The sequence below is a fragment of the Streptomyces sp. NBC_00986 genome (assembly GCF_045162565.1).
Classification (GTDB): Bacteria; Actinomycetota; Actinomycetes; order Streptomycetales; family Streptomycetaceae; genus Streptomyces.
Map to the genome: position 1 here is coordinate 6449764 of NZ_CP108733.1, position 20617 is coordinate 6470380.

Here is a 20617-nt window from a genome sequence, read left to right on the forward strand (position 1 = left end):
GGTACACAAGTCGAGACGCGGGTCGCTCACCTCTCGACCCACCGTAAACGGGTGGGTGGGTGGGTGGGAAACGCAAACGAACGGGCCCGCCCCCGGGAGCCAGGGGCGGGCCCTTTTCGTCCTCGCGGTGGCACCGCCATGCAGCACCGCGAGGGGTTCAGAGGAGGAACTCCCGGTTTAGCCGAAGCGGCCCGAGATGTAGTCCTCCGTGGCCTGGACCGACGGGTTGGAGAAGATGCGCTCCGTGTCGTCGATCTCGATCAGGCGGCCGGGCTGGCCGACCGCCGCCAGGTTGAAGAAGGCCGTACGGTCCGAGACACGCGCCGCCTGCTGCATGTTGTGCGTCACGATGACGATCGTGAAGCGTTCCTTCAGCTCGCCGATCAGGTCCTCGATCGCGAGGGTGGAGATGGGGTCCAGGGCCGAGCAGGGCTCGTCCATGAGGAGGACCTTCGGTTCCACCGCGATCGCCCGCGCGATGCACAGACGCTGCTGCTGGCCGCCGGACAGGCCCGAACCCGGCTTGTTCAGGCGGTCCTTGACCTCGTTCCAGAGGTTCGCGCCCTTGAGGGACTTCTCCACCACGTCCGACAGCTCGCTCTTCTTGTAGCTGCCGTTCAGGCGTAGGCCCGCCGCCACGTTGTCGAAGATCGACATCGTGGGGAACGGGTTCGGGCGCTGGAAGACCATGCCGATCTCGCGGCGGACGGACACCGGGTCGATGCCGTGGCCGTAGAGGTCCTCGTCGTCCAGGAGGACCTTGCCCTCGACGCGGCCGCCGGACGTGACCTCGTGCATACGGTTGAGCGTGCGCAGGAACGTCGACTTGCCGCAGCCGGAGGGGCCGATGAAGGCCGTCACCGAGCGGGGCTCGACCGTCATCGAGATGTCTTCGATTGCCTTGTGGGAGCCGTAGTAGGCGGTGAGCCCACTGACGTCGATTCGCTTGGACATGACTGCTTCACTTCCAGACTTCGGAACGGTCGCTGAGGGGGTCGCGGTCAGCGACCGGTCTTGGGGGCCTTCCAGCGGGCGATGCCGCGGGCCACCAGGTTGAGGATCATCACGAAGGCGATCAGGGTGAGCGAGGCCGCCCAGGCGCGGTCGTAGGCCGCTCCGGCGCCCGCGCTCTGCGCGAACTGCTGGTAGATGTACAGCGGCAGCGACGCCTGCGCCCCGTGGAACGGGTCGTTGTTGATGAACGGGTTGCCGAACACCAGCAGCAGGACGGGCGCGGTCTCACCGGCGATACGGGCCACCGACAGCATGATGCCGGTGGTGATGCCGCCGATCGCGGTGGGGAGGACGACCTTGAGGATCGTGCGCCACTTCGGGATGCCGAGGGCGAGCGATGCCTCGCGCAGCTCGTTCGGGACGAGCTTCAGCATCTCCTCGGTGGAGCGGACCACGACCGGCATCATCAGGATGGCCAGGGCGCAGGAACCGGCGAAGCCGAAGGGCTCCATGTCCCACATGAGCATCAGGGACAGGATGAACAGACCCGCGACGATCGACGGGATGCCCGTCATGACGTCGACGAAGAAGGTGACCCACTTGGAGAGGGCGCCGCGTCCGTACTCGACCAGGTAGATCGCGGTGAGCACACCGATCGGGGCGCCGATCAGGGTGGCGAGGCCGACCTGCTCCAGGCTGCCGATGATGGCGTGGTAGATCCCGCCGCCGGGCTCGGAGTCGGCGACCACACCCATCGAGTGGGTCAGGAAGTAGATGTCGAGGACCTTCACGCCGCGCGAGATCGTCGTCCACAGGAGGGAGACGAGCGGGACGACGGCGAGGAGGAACGCGACCCAGACCAGGCTGGTCGCGATCCGGTCCTTGGCCTGGCGGCTGCCCTCGACGCGGGCGGCGATGACGTACGTGCCGACGACGAAGAGGATCGCCGCGATCAGGCCCCACTGGATCTTGCTGTCGAGGCTGCCGACCAGTCCGATGAGGACGGCCACGACGATGGACCCGCCGGCGATCGCGTACGGCGACCACTTCGGGAGGGTCGCGCCCTGCAGGGTGCTCACGGGCTTTTCCGCTACGGCTGCGTTGCTCATGCGTTGGCCCCCGAGTACTCCGCGCGGCGGGCGATGATGAGCCGGGCCGCGCCGTTGACCAGCAGGGTGATGACGAACAGGACGAGACCGGACGCGATGAGCGCGTCCCGGCCGTCCGCCGACGCCTCGCTGAACTTGCTGGCGATGTTCTGGGCGAAGGTTCCGCCGCCCGGGTTGAGCAGGCTGGCGTGGATCAGGAAGTCCGGGGAGAGCACGGTGGCGACGGCCATCGTCTCGCCGAGCGCACGGCCGAGACCGAGCATCGAGGCGGAGATCACGCCGGAGCGGCCGAAGGGGATCACCGCCATGCGGATGACCTCCCAGCGGGTGGCGCCGAGGGCGAGGGCCGCCTCTTCGATCATCTGCGGGGCCTGGCGGAAGACCTCACGGCTCACGTTGGTGATGATCGGCAGGATCATGATCGCGAGCAGGATGCCGACGGTGAGCATCGAGCGGGGGGCGCCTTCGTCCCAGGAGAAGATCCCGGTCCAGCCGAAGTAGTCGTTGAGCCACCCGAAGAGCCCGACCATGTGCGGTACGAGGATCAGGGCGCCCCACAGGCCGTACACGATGGACGGTACGGCGGCCAGCAGGTCGATGACGTACGAGACCGGGCCGCGGAGCTTGCGCGGGGCGTAGTGCGTGGTGAACAGGGCGATGGCGACCGCGATCGGGACCGCGATGACCATGGCGATGATCGAGGACACCACCGTGCCGAACGCCAGGACGGCGATGCCGAACTTCGGCGGCAGCAGGTTGGTGTTCCACTCGAAGGTGGTGAGGAAGTTCGCGTGGTCCTTGCTGATCGCGAGCGAGGCGCGATAGGTGAGGAAGACCGCGATCGCGGCCATGATCACCAACAGCAGGATGCCCGACCCGCGGGAGAGACCGAGGAAGATCCGGTCACCGGGTCGGGTGGCACCGCGGGCCGTGCGCTTCTGCGCGGCGGCCGAGGGTGCGGGGGTGGGAGGCGGTGCCTCTTCGGGGTTCTTGGTCGATATGTCCATCGGGTTTCTCCGGTCTGCGGGTCCACACGTGCGGTGTGGGGTCCGTGGCGGCGGTGCACCGGACGGTGCGGCCGGGTCCCTGGTCCGGGACCCGGCCGCACACTCGGACTAGCTGATGCTCGCGATGGTGCTGCGAACCTTGGTGATGATCGCGTCGGGGATCGGCGCGTAGTCGATGGTGCTGAGGACCTTCTGGCCCTCCTCGCTGGCGATGTAGGTGAGGAACGCCTTCGTCGCGGGCAGCGTGTCGGCCTTGTTGCCCTTGTCGCAGACGATCTCGTACGTCACCAGGGTGATCGGGTACGCGCCCTCGGCCTTGGTGTTGTAGTTCAGCTTGAGCGCCAGGTCCGAGCCGGTGCCGATGACCTTGGCGTCGGCGATGTCCTTGGTGGCGCTGTCGGTGCTGGGTGCGACCGGGGCGGAGGCACCGGTGTTGATGCTGACGGCCTTGACGCCGTCACCGACGTAGGAGAGCTCGAAGTAGCCGATGGCGCCGGAGGTCTGCTTGACCCCCGCGGCCACGCCCGCGGAGCCGGCTGCCGACTGGCCGCCCTTGGCCTGCCAGGCCTTGCCGCCGGAGTACTTCCAGTTGGCGGCGGTGGTGGCGATCAGGTACTTGGTGAAGTTGTCCGTGGTGCCGGACTCGTCCGAGCGGTGGAACGCCTGGATCTTGAGGTCGGGCAGCTTGGCGGACGGGTTCAGCTTCTTGATCGCCGCGTCGTTCCAGTTGGTGATCTTGCTGTCGAAGATCTTGGCGAGCGTCGGGGCGTCCAGGACCAGGTTGTCGACACCCGGGACGTTGTAGCCGAGCGCGATCGGGCCGCCGACCATCGGGAGGTCGATGCCCTGGCCGCCGGAGCAGACCTGCTTCGAGGCGGTGACCTCTTCGGGCTTCAGCGCGGAGTCGGAACCGGCGAAGGCCAGCTGACCCTGGTTGAAGGAGGTGACACCGGCGCCGGAGCCGCCGCCCTTGTAGTTGATCTGGACGCCACAGGCCTGGCTGAAGGCCTTGACCCACGCGTCGATCGCGTTCTTCTGCGCGGACGAGCCGTCGGCGAGGAGCTGCTGGCCCTTCTTCGCCGTGCCGCAGTTGGCCGAGCTGGCGTTGGCCGCCGACGAGCTGCTGCTGCTGGAGGAGCCGCCGTTGTCGTCCGAGCCGCACGCCGTGAGGGCCAGGGCGCCGGAGACCGCGAGAGCACCGAGGGTGAGGGCCCGCCGGTTCATGCGCTGAAGCTTCACTTGAAAGAGTTCCTTCCGAGAGCCGCCGTCCTGAATTACGGCGGCGTGCGAAGACGGGGTGACGCGGGTGGCGACCCCCAGGTCGCGGCTCGCATCGCGTAAGGCCGAAATTAGGCAGAACAGGTGAAGGCGCCTATGGGCATAAGTGAACGGAGGGTGAACCCCTGTGGGCGGTGCGGTTAGGTCACGGAACGCTCACGTCGAGGACACGGGCTGATTCCGGACTATGCCAGGCGTGGACCGGTCGGCAGCGCGCCCACGAGGGTGCGGTCCCTCGGCTGGGTGAGACGGTTTCGGGCGGGTGGAGCGTCCTGGTCCGCCCGTTCGCAACGTAACGCACGGTGGGCGGGAAGGCACCGGCGGTAGCGTGCTCATCGCGGCTCCCGCCCGTCCTCGTCGGTGCCGACGGCCATGAGTGCGAGGGAGATCAGGTCGCGGTCCCGTTCGTAGGAGAGCCGCTGGTGGGCCTCGTCCGGGGTGAGCCAGAGCAGTACGTCGACCTCGTCGTTGGGTGCGAAGGCTCCGCCGGTCGCCTCCGCCGCCCAGTAGCGGACCTCTTTGGGCCGCCCGTGATGGTCGAGGTACTGGGCCGACGGGAGCCGTGTCCCCAGCCGGCACGCGTGGCCGGTCTCCTCCAGCACCTCGCGGCGGGCGGCCTCCTCGAACGTCTCGCCCCGCTTGAGCTTGCCCTTGGGCCACGACCAGTCGTCCCATTTGGGCCGGTGGACCAGCGCCAGTTCGAGGGCTCCGGCGGACGGGCGGCGCCACAGGACGCAGCCGGCCGCCTGGACGGTGGTGTCGTGCGTGGAAGTCACTGGTCGTTCACCGTCTCCTCCGTGCGGGTTCGTTCAGGGCGTCAGGGGGTGCCCACCGCCTGCTTCTGCCACGACTGCTGGAAGGCGAAGCGGGCCGCCTCCACCTCGTGGCGCTGGTCGGCGTGGAGCACGCCGAGCGCGTACGCGGTCGCCGGGGCGATGCGCGGGGTGCGGGCCGCCGACGCGGCGGCCGCCGCTGCCTCCGAGGCGTCCCGGTGCAGATTGAGGGCCTGGCCGGCCGTCAGCAGGCGTACGTCCATCGGCGCGCCGTCCGCGTGCAGGACCTCACCGGCGTAGCGGTGCAGCCGCAGCAGCAGGCGGACCTGGTGCCAGGGGCCGTCCTGGGGGTGCGGGGCGGGGTCGGGGGAGAGGCCGTGGATGAGGGCCTCCGCGTTGTACGGGTGCCCGGCGGTGACCAGGGGCAGCGCCGTGACGGCGTCGGTGAGGCGTTCCCCGGCGGCGGCGGCCAGCGGGCGCAGGTCGGCGGTGGCCGCGGCCGGGGTCAGCGGGACCTCGCTGGCCAGTACGGCGACCTTGTCGGCGACCGCGTGGAAGCGGGAGGAGCCGAGGGCCTGCAGCGCGGTGGAGTGGGCCCGGGTCCGGGCCAGGGTGAGCTGGCGCTCCAGCAGGGCGCCCGCCTTGGCCGCGCCCACGGTGAGGTTGCCGCGGTCGGCGGTGGCGGTCGGGGGCGTGGCCGGTCCGCGGCCGGCGGCGGTGGCGGGCGCGGGGATGCCGCGGCCCGCGCCGGTGACCCGGCCGCCCACCGCCGAGGCCGCCGACTGGGCGGGGAACGCCGCCGAGCCCGACAGCCGGTGCAGCGCCAGCAGCAGCCGCTCCAGGCGGGCCGCGCACGCGTGCTCCAGCGCCAACGTGCCCGACAGCCATGCCAGTTCGGGGCGCATCTCCTCGGACCAGTCGGCGTCCAGCAGCGGACGGAAGGTGTGCAGGCTGCCGCTGATCCGGCGGGCCGAGTGGCGCAGGGCGCGCGCCGCGTCGACGGAGTCCTCCGTGCCGTTCTGCCCGTTGCCGGTCTCCCGGTGCAGCCGCAGGGCGCGGAGGAACTCGGTGGCCTGGCCGCGCAGGTAGCCCGCGAGGGCGTCCCCTGTCACGGCCCGGGCCTTGGGATCCGTCGGGTCAAGGTGTTGCTGTGCCACGCCGGCGCCTCCGGGCGTCTATGAGCATCTCCTGGACGTTGCGCAGTGGTTGGCCCTCCGCGTCGGTCGCGTGCCGGGTCCACTCGCCGTCCGGGCCCAGGTGCCAGGAGGACGTGGTGTCCGACATACCGGTTTCCAGCATCCGGTTGAGCGCGGCGCGGTGGGCCGGGTCGGTGACCCTGACGAGGGCCTCGATCCGACGGTCGAGGTTGCGGTGCATCATGTCGGCGCTGCCGATCCACACCTCGGGCTCGCCTCCGTTGCCGAAGCCGAAGACACGGGAGTGTTCGAGGAAGCGGCCGAGGATGGACCGTACGCGGATGTTCTCGGACAGGCCGGGGACGCCGGGTCGCACCGCGCAGATGCCGCGGACCCACACGTCGACCGGGACGCCCGCCTGGGACGCGCGGTAGAGCGAGTCGATGATCGCCTCGTCCACCATCGAGTTGACCTTGATGCGGATGAACGCGGGGCGCCCGGCACGGTGGTGCTGGACCTCCTTGTTGATCCGGGCGATCAGGCCGTCGCGCAGGGACTTGGGGGCGACCAGCAGGCGGCGGTAGGTCTCGCGGCGCGAGTAGCCGGACAGCCGGTTGAAGAGGTCCGAGAGGTCGGCGCCGACCTGCGGGTCCGCCGTCAGCAGGCCGAGGTCCTCGTAGAGGCGGGCCGTCTTCGGGTGGTAGTTGCCGGTGCCGACATGGCTGTAGCGGCGCAGCAGGTCGCCCTCCTGGCGGACCACGAGCGACAGCTTGCAGTGGGTCTTGAGACCGACCAGGCCGTAGACGACATGGCAGCCCGCCTCCTCCAGCTTGCGCGCCCACTTGATGTTGGCGTGCTCGTCGAAGCGGGCCTTGATCTCGACCAGGACGAGGACCTGCTTGCCGGCCTCGGCCGCCTCTATCAGCGCGTCGACGATCGGGGAGTCGCCCGAGGTGCGGTACAGGGTCTGCTTGATCGCGAGGACGTCGTCGTCGTTCGCCGCCTGCTCCAGGAACCGCTGGACGGACGTGGAGAACGAGTCGTACGGGTGGTGCAGCAGCACGTCCCGGTTGCGCAGGGCGGCGAAGATGTCGGGCGCGGAGGCCGACTCGACCTCGGCGAGGTCGCGGTGGGTGCCCGCGATGAACTTCGGGTACTTCAGCTCGGGCCGGTCGAGGGAGCCGATGCGGAACAGCCCGGTCAGGTCGAGGGGACCCGGCAGCGGGTACACCTCGGCCTCGCTGATCTTCAGCTCGCGCACCAGCAGGTCGAGCACCTCGCGGTCGATGGACTCCTCGACCTCCAGGCGCACCGGCGGCCCGAAGCGGCGCCGCATGAGCTCCTTCTCCAGGGCCTGGAGCAGGTTCTCGGCGTCGTCCTCCTCGACTTCGAGGTCCTCGTTGCGGGTCAGCCGGAACGCGTGGTGCTCCAGGATCTCCATGCCCGGGAAGAGTTCCTCCAGATGGGCGGCGATGACGTCCTCGAGGGGGACGTACCGGCCCGGGGAGGACTCCAGGAAGCGGGAGAGCAGCGGCGGCACCTTCACGCGCGCGAAGTGCCGGTGGCCGGTGACCGGGTTCCGTACGACGACCGCAAGGTTCAGCGAGAGACCCGAGATGTACGGGAAGGGGTGGGCGGGGTCGACGGCCAGCGGGGTCAGCACGGGGAAGATCTGGTGCCGGAACAGGGTGAAGAGGCGGGCCTGCTCCTTCTCCGTCAGCTCGTTCCAGCGGACCAGGTGGATGCCCTCCTCCGCGAGCGCGGGGGCGATGTCCTCGTGGTAGCAGGCGGCGTGCCGGGCCATGAGCTCGCGCGAGCGGGCCCAGATCATCTCCAGCACCTCGCGCGGCTGCAGGCCGGACGCGGAGCGGGTGGCGACACCGGTGGCGATACGGCGCTTCAGTCCGGCCACCCGGACCATGAAGAACTCGTCCAGGTTGCTGGCGAAGATCGCGAGGAAGTTCGCCCGCTCCAGCAGGGGCGTGTTCGGGTCCTCGGCCAGCTCCAGGACCCGCTCGTTGAACGCGAGCCAGCTGCGCTCCCGGTCCAGGAAGCGGCCCTGCGGCAGCTGGGGCCCGTCGTACGGCGACTCCTCGTACTCGTCGAGGTCGGCGTCGATGTCGGGTTCCAGATCGGAGACCGCCGCCGACACGGTGTGCGGGCGGTGCGCGGCTATGGAGCCCACGGAGGGCTGCGCGTGCTGGACCTGTGCCTGGGCGTTGGGCTGGCTGCTCATGTGCCCATTGTTCCGCGCCACCGGCGATACAGGCGCGTCGGACAGCGCCGGAAGGAGCGGGACGACGGCCCCGTTGCTCCCGTTCACCTCGGGAGGCGGCGAAGGCTCTGGCACGACGGGCTTCATTCGCCGAGCCTCGCAAGCCCGTCTGAACCGTTGGTTACGGCGACATGGCGTGCGGGATATCGGGGGGCGGCTCCCGGACGTCTACGGCACGGAAACGAACGTAACGGATGCGTGGGAGCCGCGGGGAGGGGGGATCCGGTCAGGCCGTGCGGCGGCGCAGCAGGGCGAAGGCGGCGGCGGTCGCCAGGGCGGCGACGGCGAGGATCAGGGCGGTTTCGGTGAGCTGGAGGGGCCAGAACTGGGAGGAGGGGTGGTACTCCCGGTAGTGGCCGACGATGTCGTGGGCGGCCAGGCACGCCTTTTCGGCTGTGCCGCACGGGTCGGGGATGTGGGCGCCGGTGGAGGTGACGGCGCCTTCGCCGCCGTGGAAGGCCGCCTTCATCGGCGGGTAGCCGGCAGGCAGGGCACTGACGTCGGCCTTCCACGGCCAGAGGTGGGGGCTCGCCCGGAGAACAAGGCTCCTCGCGACCACGGTCGCCACGGCGGCGACCGCGAGGCCGGCCAGGGCGCGGCGTACGGCCAGACCCGTGAGGGCGCCGAGGGCGAGGCCGAGCAGCGGGAACGCGACAGCGATCGGCCCGTTGGTCTCGAAGGTGCCGTTGTCGGTCCAGTTCCAGCCCTTCGGTACCTGGTGCGCGTCGAACAGCAGGCGGTGCAGCAGGACGAGCAGGGTGGTGCCCGCGGTGAGCGGTACGGCCGGGGCGGCGAGCTTGGTGGCCAGCCAGCGGGCCGGGCTGACCGACTGGGTCCAGGCGAGCTCCGCGGTGCCGTTCTCCAGCTCGCGGCCGATCAGCATGCCGCCCGCCCAGACGGCGACGACGACCGGCAGGATGCCGATCGCGGCCTCGCTGAACCGGTAGGCGAGGTGGTACGTGTCCAGCGAGTAGTCCACGGTGCAGAGGTCGACGGTGCACTTCCGCCCCCACGCGGCACGGGCCGCGTTCCCTCCCGGGCCGTACGCCCACAGGAGCACCGCCGAGACCACGGCGACGAAGACTCCCCAGAGGACCAGGGCGGGCCGGTGCAGCCGCAGGACGGCGCGCCAGGCGCGGGCCGGTCTCGGGCGGACCGCCGGAGGGGTGGCCAGGGCGGTCATACGGCGGCTGCCTTGCGTGCGGGGGTCGACGGACCGGTCTGGCGCTTGAGGAGTCGGAACGCGGCCACGGTGAGGGCGGCGGTGACGGCGAGGATGATCGCGGTCGCGGTCAACTGGAGGGGCCAGTAGTGGGATTGGGGGTGGTAGTCGTTGTAGTAGCCGACGGCGTCGAGCTTGGTGTAGAGGGCCTGGCAGCTCGCCCAGCCGGAGCCCCCGCAGTGCGGGTCGGCGACGTGGGCGCCGGTGGTGGTGACCAGCCCCTGGTCGACGACGATGCCGGAGCCGGCCGGGGCGGTGTTCTTGAGGCTGCTGAGCTTGGTGACGGTGGGCCACAGATGCGGGGTCGCGATGGCCATGACGCTCCACAGGAACGCCGTGGCGGACAGTGAACCGACCAGCGAGGCGAGGGAGTTGCGCTTGAGCAGGCCGAACAGGGCGCCGATCGCCAGGGCGGCCAGGGCCATGGCGGCGGTGGCCGTGCCGTTGGCGGCGTAGGTCCCTATGTCGTACCAGTCCTTGGCCGAGTCGAGACGGCGGCCCTGGCCCGCCGACCAGGCCCAGTGGTGCAGCCCCACCAGCAGTCCGGAGCCGACGGCGACCAGGACGGCCGGGACGGCGAGCTTGGCGGCGAGCCAGCGCGCGGGGGAGACCGACTGGGTCCAGGCCAACTGTGCTGTGCCGTGCTCCAGTTCGCGGCTGGTCAGCGTGGCGCCCGCCCAGGCGGCGACCAGGAACGGGGCGGCGAGGACGGCGATGGTCGTGTAGGTGTACCAGTCCTTGTAGCGGCCGACCGCGCTCGGGTCGTACACGCAGCCGCCCGACGCGCAGGCGTGGTACTGCTTCCAGCCCTCGGCCGCGGCGTCGGTGAGCGGCCCGCCCACCCACAGCAGGAGGCCGGCGAGGACGAGCACGAACACGGTCCAGGCCAGCAGGGCGGTCCGGTGCAGGCGCAGCAGCCAGCGGAGCAGATGCGGCGGCGATCCGTTCCGGCGCACGGTGACCGGCGGTGTGGCGAGGGCGGTCATACGGCGGTCTCCGGGGTGTCGGTGGTGGGTGGGTGCTGGAGGCTGTGGGTAAAACTAACCACTGTCATGGCGTGTGAGTGGTTAGAAGAGGCACCGGCTTCCCGAGGGCGCAGGGTCGCCGGGGGCGACGCGGGGGCGGTCACGCGACGGTCTCCGGGGTCTTGGTGCTGCCGGCCTCGGGGTTGCGCAGATAGGAGAGGACCAGCTCCTCCAGCGAGGGCGTGCTGGTGCGCCAGTCGGTGTCGAGCGGGCTCAAGGGGCGGACCAGGGCGCTGAGTTGGCGGCCGGTGGTGCGCGACTCGACGACCGTGTGCGGGTCGAGGGCCGTGTGCGCGGGCGCGGACACATGGACGTGCGCGGCGAGCAGCTCGTCGATCTCCCCGGCGAGGCGGACCCGGCCGCCGCCGATCAGCAGCAAGTGGTCGCAGGAGTCCTCCAGCTCGGCCACGACGTGCGAGGACATCACGATCGTGGTGCCGGACTCGGCGGCCTGCGCCATGAGGAGGCCCATCATCTCGTGCCGGGCCAGCGGGTCCAGGTCGGCCATCGGCTCGTCCAGGAGCAGCAGTTCGGGCCGCTTGGCCAGCGCGAGGGCGAGGGCGACACGCGTGCACTGGCCGCCGGAGAGGGTGCGGATGCGGGACTTCGGGTTCAAGTCCCCATCGCCTACGACGCGTTCGGCGACCGAGGCGTCCCAGCGGTCGGTGTTCAGGTCGGCGCCCATGCGCAGCGTCTCGGCGACGGTGAGCTGCGGGTAGAGGGGCTTGTCCTGCGCGACGTAGGCGACCCGCTCGCGGGCGGTGCCCGCCGCCGTGCCCAGGACGGATATCGCACCCTCGGTGGGGGCGAGCAGTCCGGCGGTCAGGGCGAGGAGCGTGGACTTGCCCGCGCCGTTCGGTCCCACGACCGCGCAGACCCGCCCGGCGGGCAGCCGGAAGGAGCAGTCCCGCAGGGCCCACCCTCCCCGCCGGCCGAACCGCTTGCCGAGCGCGTCGGCCTCTATCGCGGCGGTCCCTGTCATCAGTCTTCTCCTTGGAAGTGCTTTTCGAGTACGGCGGTGAAGAGCGCGGCGACGTCGTCCCGGCCCAGGCCGGCCTCCCGGGCCCGCGCGGCCCAGTCGTCGAGCTCTAACCGCAGCGGCGAGTCGGCGGGCGTGATGCTCAGACCGCGGCGGACGAAGGTGCCCAGGCCGCGCCGGGCCTCGACCAGTCCCTCGCGCTCCAGCTCGCGGTAGGCCTTGAGGACGGTGTTCGGGTTGATGGCGGTGGCCTCGACGACCTCGCGGGCCGTCGGCAGCTTGTCGCCCGGCTCCAGCATTCCCAGGCGCAGCGCCTGCTTGGTCTGCTGGACGATCTGTACATAGGTGGCCACGCCGCTGTGCCGGTCGATGCGGTACTCGACCACTCGCTTCCACCACCCTTTCACTAATTGAGTAGTGAAAGGGTGGTGCAGGAGAGTCGTGAAAGTCAAGCGAGCTGAGAGAGTCGAGTGAGATCGATGTGCCGGTCCGTGAACCGATCGGCGGGGCTCGTGCGATGAGGAGATGTGAGCGATACGGGAAGCGACGGGGAGCTGCTGCGGGCCATCGCGGCGGACGGCGACCGGCGCGCGTTCGAGGAGCTGTACCGGCGGTACGCGCCCTGGCTGACCGCGCGGCTGCGCGGCCGGTGCGCCGACGCCGGGATGGTCGACGACGTCGTACAGGAGACGTTTCTCGCGGTGTGGCGGGGCAGCGCCCGCTACCGGGAGGAGGGCGATGTGGCCGGGTGGCTGTGGCGGATCGGGTCGCGGCGGCTGATCGACGTGCTGCGCGGCGACGGGGCGCGCGGCCGGATGCGGCAGGCGCTGGCGCGGCTGCGGCACCGGGACGAGGCGTCGGCGGAGGAACGCGTGCTCGCGGGAGTCGAGCACGGGGACCTCGCCGGCGCGCTGGTCCGGCTCTCGCCGGAGCTGCGGGCGGTCCTCCAGGCCACCGTCATCGACGGGCTGACCACCCGGGAGGCCGCCGTGCTGCTGGGCATCCCGGCCGGCACGGTCAAGACACGGGCCATGCGGGCCCGTAAGCAACTGCGGGAGGAGCTGGCATGACCTGGCATGTGGCCGAAGACGACGTACGCGCCTATGCGCGGGGCGAGTTGGCACCGCCCTTGCTCTGGTCCGCCGACGCCCATCTCGCCCAGTGCGCCGAATGCAGGGCCCTGTTGGCGTCGGTCACCGACCCGGTGGCCCTCGACGCGGGCTGGGAGCGCCTCGACGCCGAACTCGACGCCCCCAGAAGGGGGTTGGTGGAATCCCTGCTCGTGCGGATCGGCGTGGCCGACCACACGGCCCGCCTCCTCGCGGCGACACCGGTACTGCGCCGCTCATGGTTCGGCGCGGTGGCCCTGCTGCTCGTGATGACGGTCCTGGTGACCGACGCCTCGAACGTCGCGGCGCCCAACGTGTTCCTCGCCCTCGCCCCGCTGCTGCCGCTCGTGGGCGTGGCGATGGCGTACGGCCCGGTGCTCGACCCGACCTACGAGATGACCGTCGTGGCCCCGATGCACGGCTTCAAACTCCTCATGATCCGCACAACCGCCGTACTGGTGGCGGGACTTGGCCTCAACGGCCTCGCCACCCTGGCCCTGCCCGGATACGGCCTCGCCGCCCTGGCCTGGCTGCTGCCCGCGCTCGCCCTCACCACGACGAGCCTCGCGCTGACCCCGCGCCTGGGCCCGGTCCTCGCGCCGGGTGTGGTCGGCGGTGCCTGGACGGCCCTGCTGGTGATCGCCCGCGAGCAGGCGATGCACGGCGGCACGCTCGCCCCCTTCACCGCGACCGGCCAGACGGTGGCCGCGGCGGTGGCGGTCCTGGCCGCGGGCCTGCTCTACCTGGCCCGCGACCGCTTCGATACCAAGACCCCGGGTTTCCATCCAACTGCCTGATTTTTCACGCCACTTCACGCAACTTCGCACCACTAAAAGCAACTTCACCCAACTCAACGCCACTTCATGCCATTTTCCGACTGGAGTACGTCATGACCACCACCGTCTCCGCGGCCGGGCTCAGCCTGCGCTACGGCCTGACGACCGCCCTCGACGACGTGTCGTTGCGGCTCACCGAAGGCGTCACCGGCCTGCTCGGCCCCAACGGGGCAGGAAAGACGACCCTGTTGAGGGTGCTGGCCACCGCGGTCCCCGCCGACGAGGGCACCTTCACCGTCCTCGGCCACGACCCCCGCACCCCCGCAGGGCGTCAGGAGACCCGGCGCGTGCTCGGCTACCTCCCGCAGACGCCGGGCTTCCACCCCGACTTCTCGGCCTTCGACTTCGTCGACTACGTCGCGATCCTCAAGGAGTTGACCGACCGCACCGCCCGCCACAACGAGGTACGGCGGGTGCTGGCCGAGGTCGACCTGTCGGACGTACGCGGCAAGCGCATCAAGAAGCTGTCCGGCGGTATGCGCCAGCGGGTCGCGCTCGCGGCGGCGCTGGTGGGCGACCCGGGCTTCCTGGTCCTGGACGAGCCGACGGTCGGCCTGGACCCCGAACAGCGCATGCGTTTCAGGGAGTTGATCGCCCGCGCGGGGGAGGGGCGAACGGTTCTCCTGTCCACCCACCAGACCGAGGACGTGGCGATGCTCTGCCACCGCGTCGTCGTGATGGCCGGCGGCCGCGTCCGCTTCGACGGCACCCCCGCCGAGCTCACCGCACGGGCCGCGGGCCGCGTGTGGAGCAGTTCGGAACGCGACCCCGACGCGAAGGCGGGCTGGCGCACCGGCCTCGGCGTCTTCCGCAACGTGGGCGACCCGCCGCCCGGCGCCGAACTCGTCGAACCCACCCTGGAGGACGGCTACTTGCTCACCCTCGACGGCATGCACGCGGAGGCGACGGCATGAGCACCGTACTGACCCCGACCCCCACCGGGACGAGCACGGCACCCGCCCGCCAGTCATGGCAGGCGATCTTCGCCCTGGCCCGCTTCGAGTCCCGCAAACTCCTCCTCCGCATCCCGGTGCTGTTCATGCTGGCGGCCTACGTCGCCTGGATCGTGTGGCGCACCAGGGGTGACTGGAACGGCTATCCGGCCCTCCAGGACGTCGACCGCGCCACCCAGACGGGCCCGCTGCTGGTCGGCTTCGCGGTCCTCCTCTGCGTCAACCAGGCCGTGCTGCGTTCCCGACGGCACGACACGGAGCGGCTGTTCGGGGTCCTGGTCCTCGAACCCTGGCGCCGTACGGTCGCGCACGCGCTGTCGATCCTGCCGGTGACCGGACTCGTCGCGTTGGGCGTGGCGGTCCAGTTCGGCTGGCAGGCGGTCAAGTCGACGGCGGTGGGCCACGGTTCGGTGGGCGAACTGCTGGTGGGCCCCCTGTGCGTGCTGCTCTGCGGGGCGATCGGCCTGCTGATGGCGAGGCTGGTGCCGAAGCCGTTCGCGATCCCGGTGGCCGCGGTGCTGCTCCTCGTGTTCTCCGTCCTCGCGCCGGTCTCGATCGGCGGCGGCGATGCCACGGCCTGGCTGACCCCGATCGTCGGCGAGGGGAGCACCAAGACGATCCCCTCCGACCTGATCGGCCGCCCGGCCGCCTCGCACGCCCTGTACCTGACGGGCCTGGCGCTGGCCCTCGCCCTCCTCGCGGTACTGATCAGCAAGGGCCGCACGAAGACGGCGACGGCGGTACTGGCCGGCTCCCTGGCCGGAGCGATCGCCCTCGGCGTGGCCGGCGGAGTCGGCCAGGCGGCAGGCGTCTCGTCGGAGACGGTCGCGGCGCGCACAGTGGCCACCCTCAACCCGCAGAAGGTCCAGTCCTGCGTCCGGCACGGCCGCTCGACGTACTGCGCGTTCCCCGAGTGGGTCCCCAGGACGGTGACATGGGCCGACGTCACGGACCACGTGCAGTCCCTCACGGGCGGCACCGCCCAGACTCGGAAGCTGCTCGTGCAGCAACGCGTCGAGGCCCGCTACGGCATGGAGGCCGACGGCGCGATCGACCCGTCCACCACACCGAACCAGGTCACCGTCCGCACGATGTGGGGCGGACCCCGGACACCGGAGTTCTCCGCCGCGGTCGCCTCCGTACTGGTCCTCGGGAACGAGAAGGCCGGTGGTGACGTGTGCGACGGCCGCATGGTCACCATCATGTGGCTGGCCCTGGGCTGGACGTCCGACCCGGTGACCGAGCTCCGCGCGGTCCGCCTGAGCGACACCGTGACCGGCTCCTCCATCGTCCTGTCGCCGACCAACGGAATGACCATGACGGCCGGACAGACCAGCGTCGTAAGGGAGTTGCTCGCGGCGGGCCCGTCCACGGTCACCCCGAAGGTGAAGGCGCACTGGGCGGAACTGACTTCTCCGAAGGTGACGACGGCAAAGGTCGCTCAGCTGCTGGGCGTCAAGGCTCCCGGTGGGGCTGACAAGTGCGAGTGATGACGAGGGGGAGCGGGGAGACCAAGCAGGCGGGAGTTCAACCCCCTTCTACGGCAAGGGTGTTGGCGCAGCTGATCCGACCGGTCCTGCGCGCCCTGCCGGTACGGGCACTGGCCGCGACCGCAGCGGTGGCTTTGCTGATCGCGGCCCTGCCCCGCCTGCTCTCGGACGAACCGGACCAGTGGTCCGCACTCATCGCCCTGCGGGCCGCCGCCCTCACCTTCGCCCTGGGCCTGGCCTTCGTCCTGGACGACCCGACCCGAGACCTGACGAGCTCGGTACCGACCCGCCGCATCCTCCGCACGACCCTGCGGGTGGCACTGGTGGCCCCGTTCGCGGTGGCCTGGTGGACCGCGGCGGTCCTGCTGATCCCGTCGAAGATCCGCCCTCCGGTGGGCGACATGACCCTGGAGGCGGCAGCGGCGGCGGTCCTCTCCCTCGCTGCGGCGGCAGCGGCCCTCCGCTTCACGGCCGAACCCGAACCGGGCCAACGCGTCGCCGCCGGGTTCCTGGTCATCGCCCTGGTGTCCCCTCTCGCCCTCCCCAACGACTGGGGGATGTACGTCTCCCCGGTGGAGAAGCAGTGGGGGGTGGGGCACGATCACTGGGCGATGGTGTTGGTGGGGGCGGCGCTGGTGTGGGCGGCTTGTGGGCCGGAACCGGTGAGGAGGAGGGTGCTGGGGCGAAGGAGGGCGGTCACTTCTTGACCGGGCCGACAATCCTTGGCCCGTCCGTCACTTCCGGCGCAGGCCCGCAAAATCCAACCCGTCCGGCGTTTGAGGACGAGGCCCCTTCAGGGCCGATGGGGGTCTGGGGGCGCAGCCCCCAGGACCTTCAGCATCCCGACCCGCACCTCATGACCTCGGCCCGCACCTCACGACTCCGACCGGTACATCAGGTCCGTCTCATACGTCGTGAACCCCAGCCGCTCATACACGGACACCGCCGCCTTGTTGTCCGCGTCGACGTACAACATCGCCGTAGGCAACCCCTGCGCGGCCAGGTGCCGTAGACCAATCGTCGTCAACGCCTTGCCCAGCCCTCCACCCTGCGCACCCGGCAACACCCCGACGACGTAGACCTCACCGAGCTGCTCCTGCTCATGCACCTTGGTCCAGTGGAAGCCCACCAGCTCCCCACCCCGTTCCGCCAGGAAGAACCCCGCGGGATCGAACCACGCCTCGGACTTACGGTCGTCGAGGTCCCGCTGGGTGAGGGACCCCTGCTCAGGGTGGTGAGCGAAGGCCGCGGCATTCACGGCAAGCCACGCCGAGTCGTCGACGCCGGGCACGAAGGTCCGTACGGTCACCCCCTCCGCAAGCACCGGCTCCGGCAGCTCAAGGCCGGTCAACGGCCGCCGCAGCTGCCGGAGTTCACGGAACATCGTGAGACCGAGGACCTGCGCGAGATGACGCGCGGCGGCGTGCCCCCCGTGCGCCCACACCCGCAACCGCTTCCCCGACGCGGCCAGCAGCGCAGCGCCCAGCGCCCGCCCATGCCCGTGCCCCCGATGCGAGGGATGAACGACGAGTTCGGCGGCCGGCGCCTCCACCGGATCCGTGTCCTCCAACTGCGCGTAGCCCACGAGCTCTTCGCCCAGGGTCAGCAGCAGATGCGAGACCCCGGCCCGCTCACCTCCACGGATCCGCAAGCGCCCCTGCTCGGACACCGCCGGCTGCCCGTCGGTCCCGGCGGCCTCGCCGATCAGCGCGAGCACGGCCTCGCCCTGGTCCGGGGAGAGCGCGGAGTAGGTCTCGATGGATCGGGAGCCGGGCGCGGGCCGTACGGTGTCGTCGCTGGTCATGGGTATGAGGGTAAGCCGATCCCCCAGCAAAGTGGCGGCAAAGAAGAAACCAGGATGTAACCAAGAACCCCCTGCCGCGCTACGCGCGTTGACCCTAGGCTGCGCCGGAACGTGGTGACCTTCTCAGCCGACACACAGGGGGGCTCATGCCAGCCACAACCCAGCCGAACCGCCCGCGCAGACGCCGTACCGCCGCACTGCTCGCCGCCACCGTGAGCCTCGCCACGGCGGGCGCGCTGGCCGCCGCACTGCCCGCCGACGCCCACGGCAACCCCGGCGGCCACGGCCACAGCTCCAAGCCCAGCCGCTACCAGGACGTACAACTCCTCTCCTTCAACGACCTGCACGGCAACCTGGAGCCGCCGACCGGTTCGTCCGGCCGGGTCACCGAACTCCAGGCGGACGGCACGACGAAGACGATCGACGCGGGCGGCGTCGAGTACCTCGCGACGCACCTGCGCGACGCCCGCAAGGGCAACCCGTACTCGATCACCGCGGCCGGCGGCGACATGGTCGGCGCGTCCCCGCTGATCTCGGGCCTGTTCCACGACGAGCCGACGATCGAGGCGCTCAACAAGCTTGACCTGGACGTCACTTCGGTCGGCAACCACGAGTTCGACGAGGGTGCCAAGGAGTTGGCCCGCCTCCAGAACGGCGGCTGTCACCCCACCGAGGGCTGCTACACGGACAAGAAGTTCAAGGGCGCCGACTTCCCCTACCTCGCCGCCAACGTCCTCGACGAGAAGACCAAGAAGCCGATCCTGAAGCCCTATTGGGTGTGGAAGAAGAACGGCGTCAAGGTCGGCTTCATCGGCGTCACGCTGGAGGGCACCCCGGGCATCGTCTCCGCCGACGGCGTCAAGGGCCTGCAGTTCAAGGACGAGGTCGAGACGATCAACAAGTACGCCAAGGAGCTGCAGAAGCAGGGCGTCAAGTCGATCGTCGCGCTGATCCACGAGGGCGGCTTCCCGGCCTCCGCGTCGTACAACTACGACTGCGACGCGTCCGGCGGCGGCTCCGGCATCTCCGGCCCGATCGTCGACATCGCGAAGAACGTCACCCCGGCCGTCGACGCCCTCGTCACCGGCCACACCCACAACGCGTACGTCTGCACGATCGACGACCCAAGTGGCAAGCCCCGCATGGTCACTTCGGCGGCCTCCTTCGGCCGCCTCTACACGGACACCACGCTGACGTACGACCGCAAGACCGGCGACATCGCGCGTACGGCGGTCAAGTCGGCGAACCACGTGGTCACCCGGACCGTGCCCAAGGCCGCCGACATGACCTCCCTGATCAGCAAGTGGAACACCCTCGCGGCGCCCATCGGCAACCGCGCGATCGGCTACATCTCCGGTGACGTCAACAGCACCGGCACCGAGTCCCCGATGGGCGACCTCATCGCCGACGCCCAACTCGCGTACGGCAAGAAGCTGGACCCGGAGACCGACCTCGCGCTGATGAACCCGGGCGGGGTGCGGGCGGGCCTCACCTACAAGGCGACCGGTGCCGAGGGCGACGGCGTGGTGACGTACGCCGAGGGCTTCACGGTGCAGCCGTTCGCCAACACGGTGAACCTCCAGGACTTCACGGGCGCCCAGGTGATCCAGGCGCTCAAGGAACAGGTGAGCGGCACGAACACGGCGGCGCCGAAGGTGCTCCAGGTGTCGTCCGGGCTGACGTACACGCTGGACCTGACGAAGACGGGCGCGGACCGCGTGGTCACGGACTCGATCAAGCTCAACGGTTCCGCCATCGACCCGGCGGCCACGTACCGCGTCGCGACGAACAGCTTCCTCGCGGGCGGCGGTGACGGCTTCACGACGCTGGGGCAGGGCACCGGCGACCTGGTCGGCACGGACGACCTGACCGCGCTGGCGGACTACCTGACGGCGAACTCGTCGGCCACCGGCCCGCTGGTGCCCCCGGCGGCGAACCGGATCAACATCGTGCAGTAACCCATCTCTGACGAGGGGCCCGGAGCCGCAGGTCGGCGCCGGGCCCCTTCTGTTTTCCCGTTCTAAATTCTGTGTAAGACCCGGTTCAGTTCCGCAAATTCCATAAGAGTCTTCCATAGGGATTGCTCAGGAAGGTCTAAGCGGAAAAGGCTTTTTCTGCGTCAGGAGTCCAGTAGTGTTTTCCATGTCGAAAGCGAACAGCGCAAACGACAAGAAGACGCAAGAGACGAAGGAGACCACGATGAGCTTCCACAAGATCGCCCCGGTGAAGAAGGCCCACAAGCCCGCCCCGGCCCCCAAGAAGGCCCCGAAGAAGCCTGCTCCGGCCCCGAAGCGCCGCCCGGTCGGCCACAAGTAAGTCGCACATAAAAACTAACAACAGGGAGGGAATTAATCATGAGCTTCAACAAGATTCACCCCGTCAAGAAGACCTGTAAGCCCGCTCCGGGAGCCAAGAAGCCCGCTCCGAAGAAGCCCGCCCCGAAGCGTCGCCCGGTCGCCGACAAAGGCTGACAAAGAATTTACAGGCGTAATTCAGAAGTAAATCAAAGGCAGTTGCAGCAGATCGGTAGAGGAACTGTTGCAGAACCGCAGCAGAGCCGGCAGTAGCCGCGACAGAGAGGGACACAGACATGAGCTTCCACAAGATCGCCCCGGTGAAGAAGACCCGCAAGCCCGCCCCGGCCCCCAAGAAGCCGGCGCCGAAGAA

General features: G+C 70.1%; 18 protein-coding genes. 6 read left to right on the top strand and 12 right to left on the bottom strand.

Annotated features, from left to right (window positions below):
• Nucleotides 1-177: 177 nt before the first annotated feature.
• From pstB to OG504_RS28800, 11 genes are all read right to left on the bottom strand, one after another.
• Nucleotides 178-954, bottom strand: a complete 777-nt coding sequence (gene pstB / locus OG504_RS28750) for a phosphate ABC transporter ATP-binding protein PstB (RefSeq protein WP_318017226.1) — start codon at nt 952-954, stop codon at nt 178-180.
• Between the two features lie 47 nt (nt 955-1001).
• On the bottom strand, nt 1002-2063 hold the full coding sequence (gene pstA, locus OG504_RS28755; RefSeq protein ID WP_405992390.1) for a phosphate ABC transporter permease PstA: 1062 nt from the start codon (nt 2061-2063) through the stop codon (nt 1002-1004).
• Complete coding sequence (gene pstC / locus OG504_RS28760; protein WP_405992391.1) at nt 2060-3070, bottom strand: phosphate ABC transporter permease subunit PstC; 1011 nt, start codon at nt 3068-3070, stop codon at nt 2060-2062. The genes pstA and pstC overlap by 4 nt, the downstream gene beginning before the upstream one ends.
• Nucleotides 3071-3178: 108 nt before the next feature.
• A complete protein-coding gene (gene pstS / locus OG504_RS28765) occupies nt 3179-4309 on the bottom strand; it encodes a phosphate ABC transporter substrate-binding protein PstS (protein ID WP_405992392.1) in 1131 nt (376 codons plus the stop codon).
• Nucleotides 4310-4680: 371 nt separating this feature from the next.
• A complete protein-coding gene (locus OG504_RS28770) occupies nt 4681-5124 on the bottom strand; it encodes an NUDIX hydrolase (protein ID WP_405992393.1) in 444 nt (147 codons plus the stop codon).
• A 41-nt stretch (nt 5125-5165) separates the two neighbouring features.
• Nucleotides 5166-6278, bottom strand: coding sequence for a CHAD domain-containing protein (locus OG504_RS28775; protein ID WP_405992394.1), 1113 nt, complete (start codon nt 6276-6278; stop codon nt 5166-5168).
• Nucleotides 6259-8493 (bottom strand): RNA degradosome polyphosphate kinase, encoded by a 2235-nt coding sequence (locus tag OG504_RS28780; protein WP_033281345.1) that lies wholly within the window; start codon nt 8491-8493, stop codon nt 6259-6261. The genes OG504_RS28775 and OG504_RS28780 overlap by 20 nt, the downstream gene beginning before the upstream one ends.
• Nucleotides 8494-8758: 265 nt before the next feature.
• Nucleotides 8759-9715, bottom strand: coding sequence for a hypothetical protein (locus OG504_RS28785; protein ID WP_405992395.1), 957 nt, complete (start codon nt 9713-9715; stop codon nt 8759-8761).
• A complete protein-coding gene (locus OG504_RS28790; RefSeq protein WP_405992396.1) occupies nt 9712-10740 on the bottom strand; it encodes an ABC transporter permease in 1029 nt (342 codons plus the stop codon). The genes OG504_RS28785 and OG504_RS28790 overlap by 4 nt, the downstream gene beginning before the upstream one ends.
• 139 nt (nt 10741-10879) lie before the next feature.
• The gene (locus OG504_RS28795; RefSeq protein WP_405992397.1) at nt 10880-11761 is read right to left on the bottom strand and encodes an ABC transporter ATP-binding protein; all 882 of its coding nucleotides are present in this window, start codon (nt 11759-11761) and stop codon (nt 10880-10882) included.
• Nucleotides 11761-12144, bottom strand: coding sequence for a GntR family transcriptional regulator (locus OG504_RS28800; protein ID WP_405992398.1), 384 nt, complete (start codon nt 12142-12144; stop codon nt 11761-11763). The genes OG504_RS28795 and OG504_RS28800 overlap by 1 nt, the downstream gene beginning before the upstream one ends.
• A 141-nt stretch (nt 12145-12285) precedes the next feature.
• Here OG504_RS28800 and OG504_RS28805 point away from each other — a divergent pair, with 141 nt between their 5' ends.
• The 5 genes from OG504_RS28805 to OG504_RS28825 all read left to right on the top strand — a co-directional run bounded on the left by OG504_RS28805 (nt 12286) and on the right by OG504_RS28825 (nt 16853).
• Nucleotides 12286-12828: an RNA polymerase sigma factor gene (locus OG504_RS28805; protein ID WP_405992399.1), complete on the top strand. Its 543-nt coding sequence runs from the start codon at nt 12286-12288 to the stop codon at nt 12826-12828.
• The gene (locus OG504_RS28810) at nt 12825-13664 is read left to right on the top strand and encodes a zf-HC2 domain-containing protein (protein ID WP_405992400.1); all 840 of its coding nucleotides are present in this window, start codon (nt 12825-12827) and stop codon (nt 13662-13664) included. Before OG504_RS28805 ends, OG504_RS28810 begins: the two co-directional genes overlap by 4 nt.
• A gap of 92 nt (nt 13665-13756) precedes the next feature.
• The gene (locus OG504_RS28815) at nt 13757-14617 is read left to right on the top strand and encodes an ABC transporter ATP-binding protein (RefSeq protein ID WP_405992401.1); all 861 of its coding nucleotides are present in this window, start codon (nt 13757-13759) and stop codon (nt 14615-14617) included.
• A complete protein-coding gene (locus OG504_RS28820; protein ID WP_405992402.1) occupies nt 14614-16146 on the top strand; it encodes an ABC transporter permease in 1533 nt (510 codons plus the stop codon). Before OG504_RS28815 ends, OG504_RS28820 begins: the two co-directional genes overlap by 4 nt.
• A gap of 59 nt (nt 16147-16205) precedes the next feature.
• Nucleotides 16206-16853 carry an ABC transporter gene (locus OG504_RS28825; RefSeq protein WP_405996453.1) on the top strand — a complete coding sequence of 216 codons (648 nt, stop codon included), beginning with the start codon at nt 16206-16208 and terminating at the stop codon, nt 16851-16853.
• A 167-nt stretch (nt 16854-17020) separates the two neighbouring features.
• Here OG504_RS28825 and mshD read toward each other — a convergent pair whose 3' ends face one another.
• Nucleotides 17021-17950: a mycothiol synthase gene (mshD, locus tag OG504_RS28830; protein ID WP_405992403.1), complete on the bottom strand. Its 930-nt coding sequence runs from the start codon at nt 17948-17950 to the stop codon at nt 17021-17023.
• A gap of 146 nt (nt 17951-18096) precedes the next feature.
• Here mshD and OG504_RS28835 point away from each other — a divergent pair, with 146 nt between their 5' ends.
• Nucleotides 18097-19908, top strand: coding sequence for a bifunctional metallophosphatase/5'-nucleotidase (locus tag OG504_RS28835; RefSeq protein ID WP_405992404.1), 1812 nt, complete (start codon nt 18097-18099; stop codon nt 19906-19908).
• Nucleotides 19909-20617 lie beyond the last annotated feature (709 nt).